Raw genomic sequence first — 19135 nt, 5'->3', positions numbered from 1 at the left:
ATTTCTTATTAAATAACTTAGTAAGACATAAAAATGCTTAAATCCATTTTTATGTCTACTAGATTTTTCGCCCAAAAATCGGAGAAACATATGAAAATTAAAACACATCCTGTTAAGTTAGCTGTTGGGCTGACATTAGCTTTGACAATAAGCTTAAGTGTTAATTCAAACGATATGAGCACTGAAAAACAGCTAGTAAAAGCAAATAAAGAACGTAGAGAAATCATGCCCCTTGAGCTTAAAAGTCATTTACCTGAAGCTTTATTTCCTCAAAAACCGTTAGTTACGCACATGTACACAGCTGATCCTTCAGCTCATGTATTTAATGGAAAATTGTATATTTACCCGTCTCACGATATTGAAAGTGGTGTTGTTAGAAACTCATCTGGCGGACATTTTGACATGCGCGATTATCATGTATTCTCAATTGATGAAGTGAATGAAAACACTCAACCTAAAGTTGTTGATCACGGACAAGCATTGCATGTAGATCAAGTTCCATGGGCAACCAAACAAATGTGGGCGCCAGATGCTGCCGAAAAAGATGGAAAGTATTATTTATATTTTCCAGCTAAAGACAAAGACGACATTTTTAGAATAGGTGTAGCTATTGCTGATACACCAACCGGACCTTTTTTGCCTGAAGCTAAGCCAATAGAGAATGCTTACAGTATTGACCCATCGGTATTTCAAGATGACGATGGATCATATTACTTATACGTTGGCGGCATTATGGGAGGACAATTACAACGTTGGCAAACCGGTAGTTACATAGAAGAAGATAAATACCCTGCTGATGACGAACCTGTTTACATGCCTAAAATAGCTAGATTAAATGCTGATATGAAAAGCTTAGCGCAACCATTACAAGACGTTGTACTACAAGATGAATTTGGACAACCTATTCTACAAGGTGATTTTGACCGGAAGTTTTTTGAAGCTGCTTGGGTACATAAAATTAAAGATACTTACTACTTTAGTTATTCAACAGGTCATTCACGCTTTATTCAATATGGCACGTCAAAAAGCCCGTACGGACCATTTACTTGGAAAGGCAAAGTACTTGAACCGGTTTTAGGTTGGACTAATCATCACTCAATCGCAGAGTTCAAAGGTAAATGGTATTTATTCTTCCATGATACCTCGCTAAGTGACGGAAAAACCCATTTACGTAACATTAAAATGGTTGAGTTAATTCATAACCTTGACGGGACTATTCAAACAGTTGATGCTTATTTAGGCGAGATCAGCGAATGATTTATTTTAATAAAACACAAGGAACACATATGAAGAATTCACTTTTAATGGCTGCACTTGTTTTAGCTGGTTTTGGTTGTTCTCAAGCCGATAAAGCAACAGAAGAATCGACACTTAGTTTGCAGGCTAACACAGTAAAGTCTGAAGTTATTGAAGCGAAAACCCAAGCAAGTACAATAAAACCTTCAAGTGTTTTCACAATGAATAGTCAGGCGCTGACGGATCCAAGTGACATTATACATCTACCCAATGTAGAAAAAGTACTCCTCGCCAATAGTGATTTTACTTTACATGAACAAAACTCAAGCAATGCTATATTTTATGATGACCCAAAAACTGACTCACTAGGCATAGATGCCGCTAATTTAGATTTTCGTACGCAATATGCAATAGCGAGTTACACCTTAGGCGCAGAAGAAGAAGGCGACTTTGAGCTTGGTTTTGTATCTTTATCTGAATTTGATGGCGAAAGTCACTACAAGTTGTTTTTAAATGATAAATTAGTAGGCGATTTTACCAACCCAAGAACAGAGCTAGATTTTCATGAAGTGTATTTCAAAACAGGGAAAGTGTTTTCTTTACAAGCAGGCGACGAAATTAAAGTTGAAGCAATTGTCGCTTCTAATGGTTTAATACCAGAAGACGGTGGTTATGCTTGGGCAAGAGGACGTTGGAGAGCTGTAACTTTATTATCAATTGAATAATAAAACAGATGAGCCTGAAATAACTTGTACTTAATATTGTGCAAGTTATTCTCTTTGAGAAACAACAAATTTTCAGATTTTAATCATTTTCTATTTCCTAACGGAAGAGTTCTCTAAGTTTTTTCTTATACTTTGAACTCTTAACATAACATCAATATTTTAAAGCAAACGTCTTGTTCACCTAGGTAATGGAATAGCAATCAACAGTCTCGAGTTTTTTATTTATCGAGGCCCACTTTCTCTTTCCCCATTTCATTTGAAAGCTCAAGTGATAATCTTTTAGTACGCTATAGTGTTAATTCCAGCATAAATCTCTCCACTAATTATGCAGCACAGGCTGCCCGTTTATATCTATAACGTTAATACATCCTTGAGATATTATTTAACCCTAAAGCCAACTTAGCGTCACCATGTTCTACTTAATATTCTGTATATTTTGCTTCTTGCAGACTTTTTGTTGAGGTATATTTACTCATATCTATCTTCCATATAAGTTTTTATCAAGTAGTGGCTTCCGTGTTTGCGTTAATTTATCATTTTCATTTTTACGCTTTTATAGTCAAAAAATAGGGTGTTATAAGTTGATTCAAAGCTGCAAAAAATATCTACGGTTTTCGGTGAAGATCAAGTACTCCATATTGACGCAAAAAGTCAGCGTGCATTGGTAAACCTTCTACCGTCGAATTGATGTGCTCTTGTAAGTCGTTAAACGCTTGACGTAAGTTATCATCTTTAATTAAGCGACCCATTTGATGATACCCTTCAACTTTAATGCCCTGTCCCAACATGACTTGATTCCAAGAATCAACACGAAAGAGATCGAGATCATTTTTAAACGCTATAGAGGTTCTTTTGTATAGCTCCAACCTATGTTGAAGTGAGTCAGGAATGTCCATCGTTGCAACGTGTTGCCAAAAAGGCTCCGACCGTCGATTCAAGTTGTAATGCAAAATGATGAAGTCTCTAATGCTATCTACCTCACCATCAACATAGTTGTTGAAATGCGTTTGCAACACTTCGTCCATGCCATTAAAAGGAAACATTTGAACTAAGCGTGTTGCTGAAATTTGACTAAGATGAATACTGGTGGATTCAAGAGGTTCAAGAAATCCACTAGAAAGACCGATAGCCACACAATTCTTAAACCATGTTTTATTACGTTTACCTGTTTTAAATTTTAGTAAGCGCGGCTGGGAGACCATATCTCCCTCAAGATTGTCGGTTAATAACTGAAGCGCGTCTTGTTCGGAAGTATAGTCACTGCAAAAAACCAAGCCATTTCCCACTCTATTTTGTAGTGGGATCCGCCATTGCCAACTGGCATCATGCGCAATAGATTTTGTATACGGCGGAATTTCCTTTTTACCTTCGGTTTGTACTGCCCAAGCACTGTTCATAGGTAACCAATGTGACCAATCTTCAAAACCTACTCCCAAGGCACCATTGATCAGTAATCCTTTGAAGCCAGTACAATCTATAAATAAATCCCCCTGAACACTCGTGCCATTTTTTAAAACAAGGTTGCTAATGTGCCCATTTTCACTATCCATAGCTATGCTTTCAATTGTGCCCTCTATTCGCTTAACACCTCGTTTTTGACTCAATTCGCTCAAAAATGAGGCGTATAAACCTGCATCTAAATGATAGGCATAGTTAGCTTTATCTTTATCAAATTTTCCTGCTTTAGCTGCTTGAAGTTCGAAGCAGTAATCTTGCAGTTCGCCCCCCCAGCCTAGTGAGCTTGCATGTTGCCAAAGGTGCTGAAAGTCACCCATCCAAGTGGAACGACCAATCTGACCAAAGGCATGGAAGTAGCGCTCGCCTATATCCCCCCAATTGCTAAATTCGATACCCAATTTGAACGTCGCCTGAGTTTTTCGCATAAACTCTTGCTCGTCTACGCCAATAAGACGATGAAAGGCTTTGTGTGTAGGTATCGTTGCCTCTCCTACACCAACAGTTCCAATATCTGCAGATTCAACGAGCGTGATATCAATCAGGCTGCCCAATTGACTCGATAGCGTAGCAGCTGTTACCCAACCTGCAGTACCACCACCAGCGATGACCACCTTTTGTACCTTTTGCATCTAAAACTCCTATCTGCAAACCAAAAATATTAAGTGTTTACATTGTTATCGATTAATCTTTTTTAACACTTTATTACGTAATACCCGAGCACCTAATTCATCTAAATCTCGTAAAGCTCCCCATGTATGCTGAGGTAAATGTTGTCGTGCCTGCTGCTTGTCTTCAAAAATGTAATATTGAAACAACGCCTGCCATGCGTCTTTTTCACTTTGTGGCCGATCACGCAAACTCAGCATGCCATGTAATAAGGTAGTCATTGGATCGTCGACGTAAGCAGGAGTGCTATTCCACCAGTAGTTGATCATCACGTTAAAGTCATCTAATGCTTCAACTTGATGCCACCACAATGCAGGATAAACTAACAAGTCGCCTGGCTCTAAGTCTACTACGATTGCATGTTTAAGCGCCTCGCGTGCCTTGGGGTAGCGTTCAAAATCGGGTGCTGAGATATCTACCATACTTAAAACTTGTCCACCGGGTGTTGGTTCTAAAGGCCCTGGATATAAGTTGCCACTCTGGGCTGGTGGAAACAAAGTAAATCTACGCCGCCCAAGCATACAGGCAGCAATATTATTTGAAGTATCAAAGTGAGTAACCGCTGTAGTTTTATTACCAAGCCAAATTCCAGCTTGGGCTGAATGCCCAGCAAGATTGGCATTATCGATAGGTAAGTTAGCCTCTAGCATTCTTGGAAAGTAGTCATTCAGTCTAGCTGAGCCGATATAAAAAGCCTTGTTACTATGAGTCTGCTGATCCTGTTCTATATCGTTAAAAAAATCTGTTAATTGCGCAAAATTTGTTGTGAAGTTCATTCCATCAAATTGTGCGTTATAGAAAAATCGGCCTTTTGCCTCAGCTTCGCATTGATAAACCAACATAGGCTTTTGCGTATAAAAAGTTTGTAAGTACTCTTGTGCCAAGCTTAATGATTGGTTGCCTTTAAGTACTAAAGGAGAGTCAGCAATCGCGCCTTTTATTAAACACGGTCGACCTAATTCAGTCAGGGCATTAAAGTCTATTTCATTAAACTGACACGCTTTAATTGTATGAAGGGTATTATCATAGTTCATTGTCTTTACCTATGATTTGGGCGATACAGGGCAGCGCATTTTCATATTCACTAGGTGCGACATGTTGCCAGCGGAGGATACCACAGAAAAACAATGTTCGAGCAATCCCAAACTATTTAATTCATGCAATTCATCAGAAGATAATTCTGCCAAGCGTTCACGACTTATCGAGAACAGATCGGCTATGTTATAAGTACCTTTCTCTGCCAAATCTACTTTTATTTCAATAGGCTCTATCAGTTTAAATTTATCTAAAGTGGCAAAAAAATATTCTGTACTTTGATTTCCAACATGGATCTTGCGCATGGCTTGAAGTATCTTCTTAAAATATGGAGTATAACCGCCATGAGCTTGGAATATTGACTCGCCAACATTTGGATTTATGCGCACGTTATCAAGGTCAACCATAACTATAGGGTCAGCCTCGGTCTGGAGAGCATTTTCGTAATGTGTGAGTTTTAGTGCAAATGGCCCTTGCATACATATAGCGGGGATAGCACGTGCTGCCCAATGACCATTCTCTAGAAAAAGATTTTCATTTTTATCAAATCCTAAAATACAAACAGCGTAATAACCTGAAGTTTCATTATGGCGGAAGAAAATCGGATATTCTCTGTGCAGGATTTCAATTTCGGTAGGATAAACGAGTGCATGATTGATGTTGCCCCCAAATACCTCACCATATTGATTCTGTACTTTCAGGTTTTGGTGAGCCACACAATCTAATGCTATATAATTCGACATTTAACACCTATTTATTTTTATTACATCAAATAAGACACTTAAATAATATTTATTGTACTGAAAAACATGATATGTATCGTTTGAATAAAATAGTCAAACCGCTAGTAATAGCGGTTTGACTGACCTTTTATTAAAACTTGTATCTTATGCCTGCGTAATAACGCGCTGCATTTTCACGTATAAAGTGTAAATCTGTTTCCGAACGCGAAAACGATCTAGAGCTTTCTTCATTTAAATTGATTGCATCAAAAGATACTGCTAATTGGTCATTAAACGAATAACTAACGTTAAAATCTAACTGGCCATATTCTTCGACAAAGACAGGATTGTTAAATCCGCTGCCATCATTGGCTGAAGCAAGAAATTCATCTCTCCAATTATAAGCTAAGCGACTTGACCAACCATCTTTTTCGTAAATCAAGGTGACGTTTGCCGTATCACTTAAACCTTGTAGTGCAAATTGAGATATATTTGGAGCACCAGAAATATTGTACCCAACATCTCCGTTAACTACAGTATAACTGCCCACAACGCCAAATCCTGATTCACCAAAAAAGTGCTGAGCTTGAAGCTCTAGCCCATTAATTTTAGCTGATTCATTGTTGATTGGTTGATTCAAAGCAAAGTTAAATAACGGATCATCGCTGTTTGGTACTATCTCAAAACTGCCTTCAAGACGGTCGTATTCAGCATCATCAATATTCCCATTAGCATCTTGATTCGCCACAAACATGGCCATCGCATCATCCATATTGCCTAACTGGTCAACATATACTGTTGCCGCGAATAGGTTAATTTCGTCTGCTAACACGCCTAAATTATCAAGTATATCTAATGCCATACCTGAACGAGTACCCGGTGCGCCAGAAGTAGCATCGCGTAAACCAAATAAGTTACCATTCACCGTTTCTCGACCAACAAAATTACTTACACGCTTAGAAAACAAGCCTGCTGAAACATAACTAGTTTCATCGAAGTACCATTCTACAGACACATCATAGTTATCTGATTCTAACGGTTTTAACCCTGGATTACCTTTACTGCCTGTTACCACGTTTCCTAATGCTGTTGGACCTGAAGGGGCATTTGCATTGTCACTAGCGTATAGATTGTTATATGTCGCTCTCGCAAGTGTTTTACTGTATGACGCTCGTACTTTAATTTCATCATTTAGATCAATCGCAAGATCAATGTTTGGTAACAAATTGCTGTATGATGAATCTGAAGAGAATCCCGAACTCGATGCCGCCGAAGACTTAGCAAAGTCATTATCGCCTTGCCAAATAATGGCAGATGTTGGAGATGATTCAGTTGTTGCATTAACATCGGTTTGTTCGTATCTAAGCCCTACATTCAAATATGCGTCTAAGCCAGCAATTTGAAATTCATTCGTTAGCTGAATAAAGATAGATGTAACATCCTCTTCAATCACATCATAAGCACTACCTGTTACGCGAAGAGGTCTAGAAGATGCTCCTGAGTATCCGGCTTCATAAGCTGGCGATAGTGCAGAAAAAATATCCGCAGCATTTCCTCGTACAGCATAAACTTGATTGTTAGTTGATCCGCCAACAGAAGTTGTTCCACCACCTATTGTGTGATCATTAAATTTACAAGATAAACAAAAGGTTTCAAGCGAACCAGGAGCTAAATCTTCTACGTCTCCAGGGTTTTCAGACCCCCAATTTCCTAAAGTTTGTTGGTAGTCAGTTCTATCGGCAACATTCTTCTGAGTCCGATAATTGGCACCAACCGTTAGGTTTGCTCCATCATCTAAAACCCAGTCAGCACGAAAATCGTATTGATCAATTTCGTTAATTTGTGTGACCTTACGCATACTAGCAACTTGACTTGCTACTATTTCAGGACGAATAACTGTCGATCCTGATATGGTCTCAACTGTACGTACAGGAATTGCACCACTATAGTCAACTGCTTGAAATGCTGAATCTGTCGACGAGTTACCGTATTTATGATCTAAACCAACGTTAAATTCAGTATATCCCATTGGTGCATCAGGCGTTACTTCAGCCTTCGAAGAGTGACCATCAAAGGTTAACGTAAGTGAATCATTTAAATAGTATTCTGCGTTGAAGCCAAAAGAACTTAACTCATCTTTGGTTGCTCGCATAACCTGAGGCATTCCGCCGCCTTTATTAATTGCTCTTTCTTTTATGAAAATAGTACTTGGAACCGGACTATCATCAAATACCACCTCAGTAAAAGGACGATTGAACCAATTATAAAATTCTACTTTTTCTTCCACACCTTTATTGACAGCAAAAGTGTAATCGGCTGTCAGAGACAAATTCTCACTTGGGGCAAACTGCAATACTAACTGACCATTACTACGCTCGCGCTCAAATTCCGAAAACTGGTATCGGCTATCTCTTGGTAAAGTCACGTATTGGTCTAAAGAAGTCGGTGCATTAGTAATAATAGTATCTTCGGTAGTTAGCCCTAGAAACTCAGAGTATGGGATAACATTCCATGATGATGATGTAGCTCCTGCTGCTGCACTATCTCGATTTGATATACCACCAAAAAATCCAATACCAAACGTATTTTCTTCATTTGCCCAACTAAAAGAGCCACCAATTTCAGGAGTAATACTACTTCCTCCATCCACCGATGTATCATGTATTGCTTTGGCGCTTATTGAGCCTTGCACACCCGAAGTGCCCAAAGGACGTCGTGTCACAACATTAACGGTTGCTCCAATACCACCAGAAGAAATATCGGCACGACCGGTTTTAAATACTTCAAGTATCTGTACCCCATCAGAGGATAAATTTGAAAAATCAAACGCTCGACCTGAAGCACCAGACGCACTGCCACTACTACCTGCCCCAACAATTGGCACATTCGCAGTGGGCATGGTACGACCATTAAGTGTCACCTGATTAAAGTCGGCACCAAAACCACGCACGGTGATCTGTGAACCTTCTCCATTTACTCGGTCGATAGATACACCAGGAATACGTTGTAATGATTCAGCTAAATTTGTAGAGGGGAATTTACCAATATCTTCCGACGAAATAGCGTCAACTACCCCTTCTGAATCTCTTTTAAGATTCATAGAGTTAAATAAACTACCGCGGATCCCTGTAACTGAAATGACTTCAAGTCCTTCTTTGGTTGGAGTCTCTTGTGCAATGCTCGGCATGATGACTGATGAGCTTAGCAATAGCGATATGCTCTTTGTCAACAGTGACTTTTTAAACTTATTATGTGGATTCATGTTTTAAGCCTTTTAATCTTATTACTGTTAATTGGATGATGTGTAACACTAGACTAAAGAGCTTGCACACCATTGCGTATATATTATAATTAATGCATACATTACTCATTAATTAATGCATACATTAATATTGAATAGCTAACATGTCAACGCTAAAAATCAACAACTAATTACAAGTAATAAAAAATTACACATCTTGTAAAATAAGTACATACTATAAATAACCTACCTTGAGAGCACGGTAAGGATTGATTATGCAAAGGTACTAACAGAACAGTTCTGTACGCAAAACCCTTGTAATACAGGGTTTAATGAGGATAAGATGAATTAAATCATGAAACACGCTCTAATTTTTTGTGTAAATTTCCATATAATAAATGACGAAAGTAGAAAGTAAGGCTAATGCACTTGGGATTTCTAAGTAGATAGCTACTTATCTAATTAAAATGATCATCTGAATCTAGTAAAAGAAGACATGTATGAATAAACCAAAAAAAATCAGTGTTATGCCTCTTTCTGAAAAGGCCTATCAGACAATTCGGGCTTTGATTTTGGACAATGAGTTCCGAGCGGGTGAGCAAATACTAGAGAAAGTATTGGTAGAAAAACTCAATATTAGCCGTACCCCCATTCGCGAAGCGTGTGTACAACTTGAAAAAGAAGGTTTGATAACAATAAGGCCTAGAAGAGGAATATTTATTAATCCTATCTCAGCTGCAGACATGAACGAAATTTATGACATAATTACCGCGCTGGAAGCCCAAGCAGCTAAAATACTAGCTGAAAAGGTAGCGCAAAAAACGATTACGGAACAAGAAATTAAACAGCTTGAACTTCCTACATTAAAAATGGAAAAAGCATTACAACAAGACAACCTAAAAGAGTGGGCTGAAGCTGATGAAGAGTTTCATCTTTGTCTATTAGATTTATGCGGCAGCATTCGATTGAAACAAGTCGTTCTTCAATTTTGGGGGCAGGCACATCGAGTTCGCTATTTCACACTTGCATTACGTGATAAGCCTACAGATTCAACCGATGATCATAAAGCAGTAGTCGCGGCTATTCGAGCTGGTGATGCGAAAAAAGCAGCCGAAATACATAGTTTACACCGCCAGAAGGGTAAGCATAATCTACTCAGTATTATCGAAAAGTATAGGTTTGATAATTTATAATACAGGAGTCTATACCAACGTATTTAAATATTATCTCCATCGATAATTTCAAATCCAGATCGATACACGCATCGATAAGTTGTACCCTATTTATATCAGACAGTAGTTCCTTTGCTGCGGTTTAACCAACCTTAAATCTTGGCGTAATAACACCTGGAAGAATAAAGCGGTTCCATGTATCCCTAAAACCGCAATATTATTATTGGACAATAATAATATTTTCTTACAGGTAATTAACACTCTCATGATCACATCGTCATTGCTAAAAGTAGTGGTATCTCCTTTAGTATCTGCGCTAAGAATACTATCCAGTATTTCCAAATATAAGCGAATATACATACATCCGAAGAATAAAACACAAGGGCTTAAATACGTACGGCTTAATAGCTAGGTCAGCCAACTACGTATTGCTTCACAAAAAATATAATTAAATATTGATGATAAAATACAACGCTCGCATAACATTTACCTTTTTATAAAAGATTTTACGCTCACTAGGAATCTAGTCTTGTTTACTTAGCACTGACTGAATTTGAATGTGAGAAAATACTTTAGCCATATTCGAATTCTTTATATTATGCATTAAAGCTACTTTCGGCATTCGAGCAACATCAGTAATGTATTGTAATGGGCCTATTTTTATTTTGTTTTTATTCATAGGTCTCAGGCATTAACATTTTATATCAACAGTGTTATCCACTCACAGCAATCTACTGAATAAACTGTTGATTCAAACCAATGTTACTGGTAACTTATTAATGTATACATTAACGTTATTTAATTAAAACGACATGTTCACTGAGTTATTCGGCCGTTTCAACTCGAAAGTAACCGAGTAAGTCAGATTTAGAAAATCATATTGGTTTTTAGGCTCTCCATTTTATGGCCTTAATAACAATATACATAACCCATTACCTCAAGGAATTTAAAAATGAAGAAGCTTTACTTACTCACTCTATTTACTACCTCTGTTTTATTCTCACTATTAAGCCATGCTGCTGATACACCTAAATTTGATAAAGCTAAAGATTTACTTTTGTTAAATTTTGACCTTAAAACTGATGTTGATGATATTCATACTATTGCCGCGCTAGATCTTATTTTAAAAGCTAAACCTTTTAAAGACCTTAACTATTTTGCAGTTAGTGGAACTTATGGTATTCAAGCGGGTTTATATGTTCCTGCAAATTCTTTATTTGATTTAGTGTTCAAAAACGATTGGACCGATGCTCATATGGCACGTAAAAAGGCACTTACCGATACATCAAAACGAGTTGAAAAAACTATTTTATCAGGTGGACGTGTATGGGCTGCAGAAGCTGGTCAAAGTGATTTTACTCAAGATTTACTTAACCATTTAGCTCAAATGGGTAACCCGATAACTAAAGAGCAATTCATTGTTGTTCAACATAGTACCTGGAATGAAAAAGAGACCAGCAAAGATGCGCTAGCCTTTGTTAAAGCTCAAACGACTTATATTAAAATTCCTGATGGAAATGCTGCAGAAAATGGCTCGCCAGGTTATAATAACACCTCTTATTCTGTGAAGAAACTTGAAGCGGCCAATCTACCGTCATCACAAGTATGGACAATGGCTAACGCCATTAGTAGCAAATATAATGGTGTGAATGGACGATACCAGAACGATAGTATTCACTACGGTGGAGCTGACTTTTCAGATCTATCAGAAGTAATCTCGATTTTAGACATCAAAGGCGTCGACACAGTTGACCAATTTTTTACTAAATTCAACACAACCCCCTAAATAATTAACTCTTCTCAGAAAAACATGACTCATTGCAGGTTACTATAAACCTGCAATGTTATGACTTTTACATCACAAGTAATGTGCAAATAAACAAAGATTTTTATATCGGATTATTAATCAAGGTTCACATTACACATTAAAGGCTATGCACTTCAGACTTGAATCTGCCAGGTATTTAAGAGTAATAAATAGAGATTAAGGAAGGTAGAATGATAAAGCGAGTAAGAAACCTCACAGCAAAAGCGTCTGGTTACTTATCTACCAAGACGCCTAATTTAGCTTTTTAGAAATAAGTTACTCAGTGTCCGAGTCAAAATTCCAATGTGCTGGAGGTACTCCAGCCACAGTACCATTTAAAACAGCGACTGACTCCCCCAGTAAACACCCAAGATACAAAGTGCGTCGATTTAAACCACCAAATGCCAACGAACTAATATTCTTGAAAACAAGACTCTTTGAGGTACTAAGGTGGCTACTGTTCATTTCTCCTCGAGTAAAGGCATCTTCAACCCAATCAACATGATTTTCTTCAACATCTTGAACAATAAGCTCTACTTGAGATGTTTTTGGAACAACCTTTAAAATACTATTACTGACAATACTGGTTATCCAAAGATCTCCATTTTCATCCATCGTCAGACCATCTGGATAAATTCCTTTTTCATACTGAGCCACAATACGCCTATTACAGAGGTTATTTTGTTCGTCAATATCAAAAGCTAGTGTTTGTCGAGCAAACGTCGCGTTAGCATAAAGCGTTTTTCCATCGGGTGTAACATAGACCTCATTAGTGTATCCAATGTTATCAGCAACAATTCGCGCCCCATCTGCATCTACTAAGGCGATAAAACCGTCGGCAACATCACGATTGTATCCTTTAGCCCTAGGAGACTTACGTGTAGAAACAGTAATCCAAAGACGTTCTTGATGATCAAGCATAATAAAATTGGTAGGAGGTAGAGGTTGCCCTTCTATTTCAGTTAAAAAAGCTTCTATCTTGTTATCTCGATAGACACGGTATATTCCACCACTATCATCTCCAAGGTGAGCAACCAAAAAACTACCGTCGGCTAGCATACAAATACCGTTGGGTTTAAGTTTACCTAACCCTTTCACATCTTCACCACCCATAAATTGAATATGTCCATCAGGTGATATTTTTGTAACTCCGCCGCGAAAATCAGAGACATATAAATTACCTGCTTTCGTTGCTAGTACACATTCAGGCCGAACAAGTTCAGAACCTACAAACGTCACATCATTTATCGATAAACTACTCATGGTGTTACCTCAGTACTTGGCTGCAAATCTAAATCAATACACATGCGCTGTTCATTAGAGCGATAAATAGCCTGTTCAACTAAAATATTGTGTAAATATTCAAACCCTTGATTTTCTAACGGAGTGTCTTGATGGTAGTGCTGCACAATATGCTTTATCGTTTGGTAAACACAATCACCACCAAAGTTTTTATCTTGCCAGTCGTAATGTATTTCATTATTGATTTGCTCTCCTATTTTTCTAAGCCACATACGCCCTTCACCATCTATATTTAACGTACCCTGTGTTCCTTCAACTTGGCATTCCCCCATGGTACGGCGTGTATTCGAACTATTATGATCTAATAGCCGATTACCATCTAAAATAGCTTGCAAGTTTTCAGCGAATTGAAAGATGACTGTCCCCGCGTCTTCCCCTTTTATTACAGGATTACAACGACGCAGTTGAGCGTAAACAGAATATGGTTCACCGAAAAAATATCGGAAAACATCAACGATATGTATACCTGTTTCGTGGATTAAAAACTTAGGCATATCTTGAAAATAAGCTTGCCGTGCTAAATAAGCATCATTACCTTGACCATCGCCCGGTCTAAGATTAAATTGAACATTTAATACCTCTCCTAAAACCCCACTGTCAAGCTCCTCTTTAGCTTTTCGGATCCAGGGCATAAAGCGGAAGTTTTCATGGATAACTAATTTAATTCCTGCATTCTTTGCCATTTTTACCATTTGCTGAGCCTGTTCAAGGTTCTCTCCAAATGGTTTCTGACAACATACATCTATTCCTAGTTTGGCTGCTATAGTCACCGCGTCAAGGTGTGTTACTGGTGGGGTAATAATATCCAAAAAATCTGGCTTAAGTTCCAGTAACATCAGCTCTAAATTTTGATAATAATGTTCGATCTTGTAAGTTTCTGCGAAACTTTTTGCTTTCTCTATATCTCGGTTACAGACACCGATAAGCTCGACATTATCGAGTCTACTCCAAGCTTCGTAGTGAAACTTACTAAAATACCCAGTACCAGAACAAGCTACTCGTAATACATTATTCATTATTTAAAACACCTTGAATTTTTTTATCGCTTACTGACTATTCATACCTTTAAAAAAGCGGCTCATAAATGCCTTTACACTTCGTCGAACCAAAGGAACCTGAATTAAGCAAAAGGACAAAATTATCAATAGTAGAAGAACGGCAACAGGTCGTTCGAATAAAGGTAAAAATGACCCCTCAGATAACATTAAAGCGCGTCTGAGGCTATCATCTGCCATACTACCTAGCACTAACCCAATCACAAGCGGTGCTAAAGGGAACTTCATTTCACTTAAAAAATAGGCACAAATTCCTACGGGCAACATAATGTAAAGGTTAAAAATATTAATACCTAAAGAGTACGCACCCATTACACATAGCAGACCAACCACTGGAATAAATAATGGCGGAGGTACCTGTAATAGTTTTAACACTTGTTTTGCTAGCAACATCCCATTTGCCCACATGGCAAAAGACGCCAAAACAAGAATAGCAGTTACCTCTAACAAGAAATTAGGATGGTCGATTTCAACCGTAGGCCCAGGGGTAATACCATGTAAAAGTAAAGCACCCAATAGCATTGCTGCTGGCGGACTGCCAGGTATTCCTAAAGTTAGAAGCGGGATCAATGCACCGCCTACACACGCGTTATTAGCTGTCTCGGATGAAACAATAGCAGCTTCTGATCCCTTCCCAAATTTCTTTTGCTCTTCTGGAGTTGATGTTTTTTTAGCTGCGCTATAGCTTACCCACCCAGCAATATCTTCTCCAATTCCTGGCACCGAGCCAATACCAACGCCGATACAGGCAGAGCGAAAAATATGCTTAATATTACGTTTAATAGTAGAAAGCTCAGGTAGCACTCGGGATAGATTCGATAGCTTACCTAATGTCTCTCGATCACTCAATACTCGTATAACTTGCGGTATACCAAATACTCCAATCAACACAGGAACAACTTCTAGACCACTATCGAGCTGACTTTGTTCGAATGTATATCTTGGAAAATATTGCAATGAATCGCGCCCTATTGTGGATAAAAACAATCCTAAGAAACCCGCTATCCAACCTTTTATAACAAGGTCTTGACTGGTAATTGAGCCGCTAATAATAATGCCGAATAAAGCTAATAAGAAAAATTCCCAAGACGTAAACTGAAGAGCAACAGCGGCAATAGCAGGGGATAAAACGACTAAAAAAATGAGTCCAATAAGTGTACCAATAAGCGATGCTGTAGTAGTTAAGCCTAACGCCTTTGCACCTTCTCCACGTTTAGCCATTGGATATCCATCTAAAGCTGTTGCAGCCGCTGCAGGAGTACCCGGTATATTCAAAAGAATAGCAGGATAAGATCCTCCGTATACCGCACCCACATACATACCTAACAGCGATATAAGTGCAGTGTCGGTGTTTAGGTTATACGTTAAAGTAGTCAACAGTGCGATACCTAAAGTAGCGGTTAACCCAGGCATCGCACCAAACAAAATCCCGATAAAACTAGAGGCAAATAGTATAAGTAAATTGCTAGGTTGTGAAACTAAGTCAAAAAGAATACTAAAGAATTGTAAAAACTGATCAATCATAGTTATCAAACACCCAAAACATCGTAAACGAAATAATTAAGAAAACTCGACACACTGCCATATTCAACAGGCATTGGTACATAGAGTACAAAACTAAAAATACAGATTAAGATTAAAGGTATTAACATGCCATATACCAACACTCTGACCAATTTAGCCGGGTTATTTTTTAAATTAATCACACTCGCGATCAGTAATAAAAATAACGTCGCGGCACAACATAGATCATTGATAAGAATAAGTGGCTCATCAACAATACTTTCTTTTAAAAACCAACTGAAAACTTCACTGTGCATACTTCGAATACTTAGTAGCAAAATAGTCAGCGGGATATGAATATATAATACCCCTCGCCATATACCCCTGAGTTGCAAGTAAAATCGAAGAATGAGCGATAGCACAAATAAACAAGTAACTAAATAGAAATCTGCTGAGGGAATATATACATAAACATACAGGCACAAAAGTACGATAACGTACCATTTATCTAGGTTCTTTCTATTATCAATGGTTTCTTTATCGCTATGCCCCATTCGTACATTGAAATAATCACACTCCTTCCAAACCTTTATGATCAGAATTCCGCTCAATATCATTAATATACTAAGCACCGCTAGTGGAAATAAGGCAGGTGAAACATACCACTGATTTTCCACTCCACCATACGACCCCGTCATTGGAAACGATAAAGTATGCACAAAAAATGCTGCACAAATTATCAGTAACACTACGCCAACTTTAAAATTCGAACGAGATAATGCACGGCGTTTGTTGTCCTTATCTGCATCAATAAGAATTTCTTGTTTCATATTAGTTTGGTCGCGCTATATTGAGCGATTCAGGTGATACCTTATTAGCATTGAGCGCTTCCAAAGACCAAGCAAAGCGCGACTCTAAGCGAGAAAAAACTTGCTGTGCTGCCTCTCCGTATTCGCCGCTTAACTGATAATAATTCAGTTGTGCCCAGTCTTTCACTTCTTTAGAGATCATTGCTTTATTAAAAGCATCAACAAGTTGGCGTTTAACCTCTGCTGAAGCTTTGTTATTAACAGCAAAACCAATAGCTTGGCTAATAGGCAAGTGATCAGTTAACTCAGGAAAATCAACAACAATACTCGGAATTTCTCTTCCATCTAGCATCTTAAATTTTTCTGGATGCAACATAGCTAAGGGTCTAAGTTTATTACCTCGAATGAGTTGAACTTGTTCAGCCATTGAGGTTATAACTAAATCAACCTCTCCTGTGATCGCTGCCGTTTGTGATGGAGCCGATCCCGGATAAGGAATAAAGCTCATATCAGTACCTGCTACTTTATTGAGCTCAAGTAAATGCAAATGATGATTACTGCCCAACCCCCCAGCACCTACTTTAAGACTCCCAGGAGAACTTTTAGCCGCTGCGATTAGCTCGGCAAGTGAATGGTAAGGAGAGTCCATTTTAACGGATATTACGTCTGGAGAACTACCCACTATGAAGGGATACCACACCTCGAATTTCTCTCCCCAACCACCATTAACCGCTGCGGATACATTTGAACTTGCGATGCCAACCAAATTATATCCATCAGGGCGCTTTCTTAAAGTTGAACTCATGCCGATTGATCCAGACACACCTCCCGATTTATTAGTTACATTAATACGTACACCGAGTTCCTTCGACATTTCAGCCATGATCACACGATTTACCGCATCAGTACCACCGCCAGCAGACCAAACAACAGTTGTTGTAATAGGTCGCTTTGGATACACCTGTTTTGCATCGGCTTTATTGCTGATAAATATAAAAAACAATAAAGATATAAGTAACGCTCTTAGCATAATAATTCTCCGTGTCACTGCTAAATAAATAGTCTGCTATACCAATAGCTGCTGACGTATGCGAATAATCAATAGTTAACCACAACAGCAATTTATAGCTTATCTAACTCTATCATAATACTTCGCGTGATTTCATCAGTTCCACAGGTTCCACCTAGTTCAAAGGGAAGGATATTTGAACTAGCATAAGCATTTTCTACTGCGGTATTTATTAATTGCCCTGCCTCAATTGCCGCTGGATTATTGTATTGACTTCCCAACCAATCTAGCATTAATGCACCTGAGAGAAACATGGCTGTAGGATTGGCCTTGCCCTGTCCAATAATGTCTGGAGCACTGCCATGACATGGTTGAAAAACAGCGTTATTTTCACCAATATCTGCAGATGGAGCCATACCCATCCCCCCATCAAACCAGCACCCAGATCAGATAAAATGTCACCAAACATGTTCTCAGTTACCATTACATCAAAAATCCACGGTTTACTCACCATCTGTAGAGCAGCAGCATCAACATATACATGATCAGCCTCTATATCAGAGTGGTTTTTTGCCATTTCATCGAATATTTGACGCATATAATAAAACGAACCTAATACATTCGCTTTGTCTACGCAGGTTACCTTACCTTCATAGCCTTTAAGTTTTCTTCTTCTTGCAAAATCAAACGCAAAATCGAACAAGCGCTCGCACCCTTTACGGCTTATTTTTTGTGTATCAAAAGCAGCTTCAGTGGCGCCCTCACCTTTAATAGTGAAGTTACTACGACTGGCAAAAAGTCCTTCAGTACTTTCACGAATTAATACAAAGTCTAGATTTTTAGCTCGCGCGTCTTGCAACGGTAAAGGTAATCCAGGGAGTGTTTTTACCGGCCTAACACCAGCGAAGAGATCGAGTTTTTCTCGTAATTCCAACTGAGGCGCAATTTCACGGCCATCTGGATAGCGAATGCTCGGCATACCCATGCAAGCTAATAATGTCGCATCGGATTTTCTAGCGTGTTCAAGGGCTTTTTCAGGAAGAGATACGCCCGTTTCTTTGTAGTAAGCTGCCCCTGCCTCAAAAGAGATGAAATCTAACGAAAAACCACCCGTTTTTTCAGCAACTTTGCTCAGTAAATCAAGACAAGGAGGCGTAACCTCATGTCCAATACCGTCCCCTGGAAATACTGTAATCGTAAATTGTGTTTTACCGCTCATATTAGCCTCAATCATCGTAAGTTATTAAATATTTATGCTTGCTAATTGCGACGATTCAAACATCGTAATTAGAATTTCATCGTCATCTCAACAATGTATTTTGAAAATTTTATCGCTGTCGTGTATGACACTTCATTTATCCATCACTTACTTTGCTAATCTTAAGTTAATCATCA

General features: G+C 38.4%; 13 protein-coding genes and 1 pseudogene. 4 read left to right on the top strand and 10 right to left on the bottom strand.

The window, feature by feature from the left end:
• The first annotated feature begins 90 nt into the window (after positions 1-90).
• Together A3Q33_RS17835 and A3Q33_RS17830 are read left to right on the top strand one after the other, a co-directional pair.
• Entirely contained in the window at positions 91-1257 is a 1167-nt protein-coding gene (locus A3Q33_RS17835) for a glycoside hydrolase family 43 protein (protein ID WP_081181127.1), read from the top strand.
• Positions 1258-1286: 29 nt separating this feature from the next.
• A complete protein-coding gene (locus A3Q33_RS17830; protein WP_155866802.1) occupies positions 1287-1961 on the top strand; it encodes a hypothetical protein in 675 nt (224 codons plus the stop codon).
• 605 nt (positions 1962-2566) lie between these two features.
• Here the strand turns inward: A3Q33_RS17830 and A3Q33_RS17825 are convergent.
• The 4 genes from A3Q33_RS17825 to A3Q33_RS17810 form a co-directional block, all read right to left on the bottom strand.
• Positions 2567-4048, bottom strand: a complete 1482-nt coding sequence (locus tag A3Q33_RS17825; protein ID WP_081181125.1) for a tryptophan halogenase family protein — start codon at positions 4046-4048, stop codon at positions 2567-2569.
• Between the two features lie 45 nt (positions 4049-4093).
• Entirely contained in the window at positions 4094-5119 is a 1026-nt protein-coding gene (locus A3Q33_RS17820; RefSeq protein ID WP_081181124.1) for a cupin-like domain-containing protein, read from the bottom strand.
• 9 nt (positions 5120-5128) lie between these two features.
• On the bottom strand, positions 5129-5863 hold the full coding sequence (locus A3Q33_RS17815) for a SapC family protein (RefSeq protein WP_081181123.1): 735 nt from the start codon (positions 5861-5863) through the stop codon (positions 5129-5131).
• Between the two features lie 130 nt (positions 5864-5993).
• Positions 5994-9104, bottom strand: coding sequence for a TonB-dependent receptor (locus tag A3Q33_RS17810; protein WP_081181122.1), 3111 nt, complete (start codon positions 9102-9104; stop codon positions 5994-5996).
• A gap of 479 nt (positions 9105-9583) precedes the next feature.
• On the opposite strand from A3Q33_RS17810, the gene A3Q33_RS17805 reads away from it, so the two are divergent.
• Both A3Q33_RS17805 and A3Q33_RS17800 read left to right on the top strand, forming a co-directional pair.
• Positions 9584-10276 (top strand): GntR family transcriptional regulator, encoded by a 693-nt coding sequence (locus A3Q33_RS17805; protein WP_081181121.1) that lies wholly within the window; start codon positions 9584-9586, stop codon positions 10274-10276.
• Between the two features lie 931 nt (positions 10277-11207).
• Positions 11208-12041 (top strand): hypothetical protein, encoded by an 834-nt coding sequence (locus A3Q33_RS17800; RefSeq protein WP_081181120.1) that lies wholly within the window; start codon positions 11208-11210, stop codon positions 12039-12041.
• 297 nt (positions 12042-12338) lie between these two features.
• Here A3Q33_RS17800 and A3Q33_RS17795 read toward each other — a convergent pair whose 3' ends face one another.
• From A3Q33_RS17795 to A3Q33_RS17770, 6 genes and pseudogenes are all read right to left on the bottom strand, one after another.
• Positions 12339-13325 (bottom strand): SMP-30/gluconolactonase/LRE family protein, encoded by a 987-nt coding sequence (locus A3Q33_RS17795; protein ID WP_081181119.1) that lies wholly within the window; start codon positions 13323-13325, stop codon positions 12339-12341.
• Entirely contained in the window at positions 13322-14380 is a 1059-nt protein-coding gene (locus tag A3Q33_RS17790; RefSeq protein ID WP_081181118.1) for a Gfo/Idh/MocA family protein, read from the bottom strand. The genes A3Q33_RS17795 and A3Q33_RS17790 overlap by 4 nt, the downstream gene beginning before the upstream one ends.
• 30 nt (positions 14381-14410) lie before the next feature.
• Entirely contained in the window at positions 14411-15943 is a 1533-nt protein-coding gene (locus tag A3Q33_RS17785; RefSeq protein ID WP_081181117.1) for a tripartite tricarboxylate transporter permease, read from the bottom strand.
• Positions 15944-15948: 5 nt separating this feature from the next.
• A complete protein-coding gene (locus A3Q33_RS17780) occupies positions 15949-16752 on the bottom strand; it encodes a tripartite tricarboxylate transporter TctB family protein (protein ID WP_081181116.1) in 804 nt (267 codons plus the stop codon).
• 1 nt (position 16753) lies between these two features.
• Complete coding sequence (locus A3Q33_RS17775) at positions 16754-17761, bottom strand: tripartite tricarboxylate transporter substrate binding protein (protein WP_081181115.1); 1008 nt, start codon at positions 17759-17761, stop codon at positions 16754-16756.
• Between the two features lie 92 nt (positions 17762-17853).
• Positions 17854-18959, bottom strand: a pseudogene (locus tag A3Q33_RS17770) (isocitrate/isopropylmalate dehydrogenase family protein).
• Between the last annotated feature and the right edge of the window lie 176 nt (positions 18960-19135).

This window comes from Colwellia sp. PAMC 21821, from assembly GCF_002077175.1.
In the GTDB taxonomy this organism is placed as follows: domain Bacteria; phylum Pseudomonadota; class Gammaproteobacteria; order Enterobacterales; family Alteromonadaceae; genus Cognaticolwellia.
This window is presented reverse-complemented; position numbering and strand designations above follow the sequence as displayed.

What these genes read in the sequence shown, in the direction of transcription:
- A3Q33_RS17835 (WP_081181127.1), top strand. Translation starts at nt 91, where the DNA reads ATGAAAATTAAAACACATCCTGTTAAGTTAGCTGTTGGGCTGACATTA.
- A3Q33_RS17830 (WP_155866802.1), top strand. Translation starts at nt 1,287, where the DNA reads ATGAAGAATTCACTTTTAATGGCTGCACTTGTTTTAGCTGGTTTTGGT.
- A3Q33_RS17825 (WP_081181125.1), bottom strand. Translation starts at nt 4,048, where the DNA reads ATGCAAAAGGTACAAAAGGTGGTCATCGCTGGTGGTGGTACTGCAGGT.
- A3Q33_RS17820 (WP_081181124.1), bottom strand. Translation starts at nt 5,119, where the DNA reads ATGAACTATGATAATACCCTTCATACAATTAAAGCGTGTCAGTTTAAT.
- A3Q33_RS17815 (WP_081181123.1), bottom strand. Translation starts at nt 5,863, where the DNA reads ATGTCGAATTATATAGCATTAGATTGTGTGGCTCACCAAAACCTGAAA.
- A3Q33_RS17810 (WP_081181122.1), bottom strand. Translation starts at nt 9,104, where the DNA reads ATGAATCCACATAATAAGTTTAAAAAGTCACTGTTGACAAAGAGCATA.
- A3Q33_RS17805 (WP_081181121.1), top strand. Translation starts at nt 9,584, where the DNA reads ATGAATAAACCAAAAAAAATCAGTGTTATGCCTCTTTCTGAAAAGGCC.
- A3Q33_RS17800 (WP_081181120.1), top strand. Translation starts at nt 11,208, where the DNA reads ATGAAGAAGCTTTACTTACTCACTCTATTTACTACCTCTGTTTTATTC.
- A3Q33_RS17795 (WP_081181119.1), bottom strand. Translation starts at nt 13,325, where the DNA reads ATGAGTAGTTTATCGATAAATGATGTGACGTTTGTAGGTTCTGAACTT.
- A3Q33_RS17790 (WP_081181118.1), bottom strand. Translation starts at nt 14,380, where the DNA reads ATGAATAATGTATTACGAGTAGCTTGTTCTGGTACTGGGTATTTTAGT.
- A3Q33_RS17785 (WP_081181117.1), bottom strand. Translation starts at nt 15,943, where the DNA reads ATGATTGATCAGTTTTTACAATTCTTTAGTATTCTTTTTGACTTAGTT.
- A3Q33_RS17780 (WP_081181116.1), bottom strand. Translation starts at nt 16,752, where the DNA reads ATGAAACAAGAAATTCTTATTGATGCAGATAAGGACAACAAACGCCGT.
- A3Q33_RS17775 (WP_081181115.1), bottom strand. Translation starts at nt 17,761, where the DNA reads ATGCTAAGAGCGTTACTTATATCTTTATTGTTTTTTATATTTATCAGC.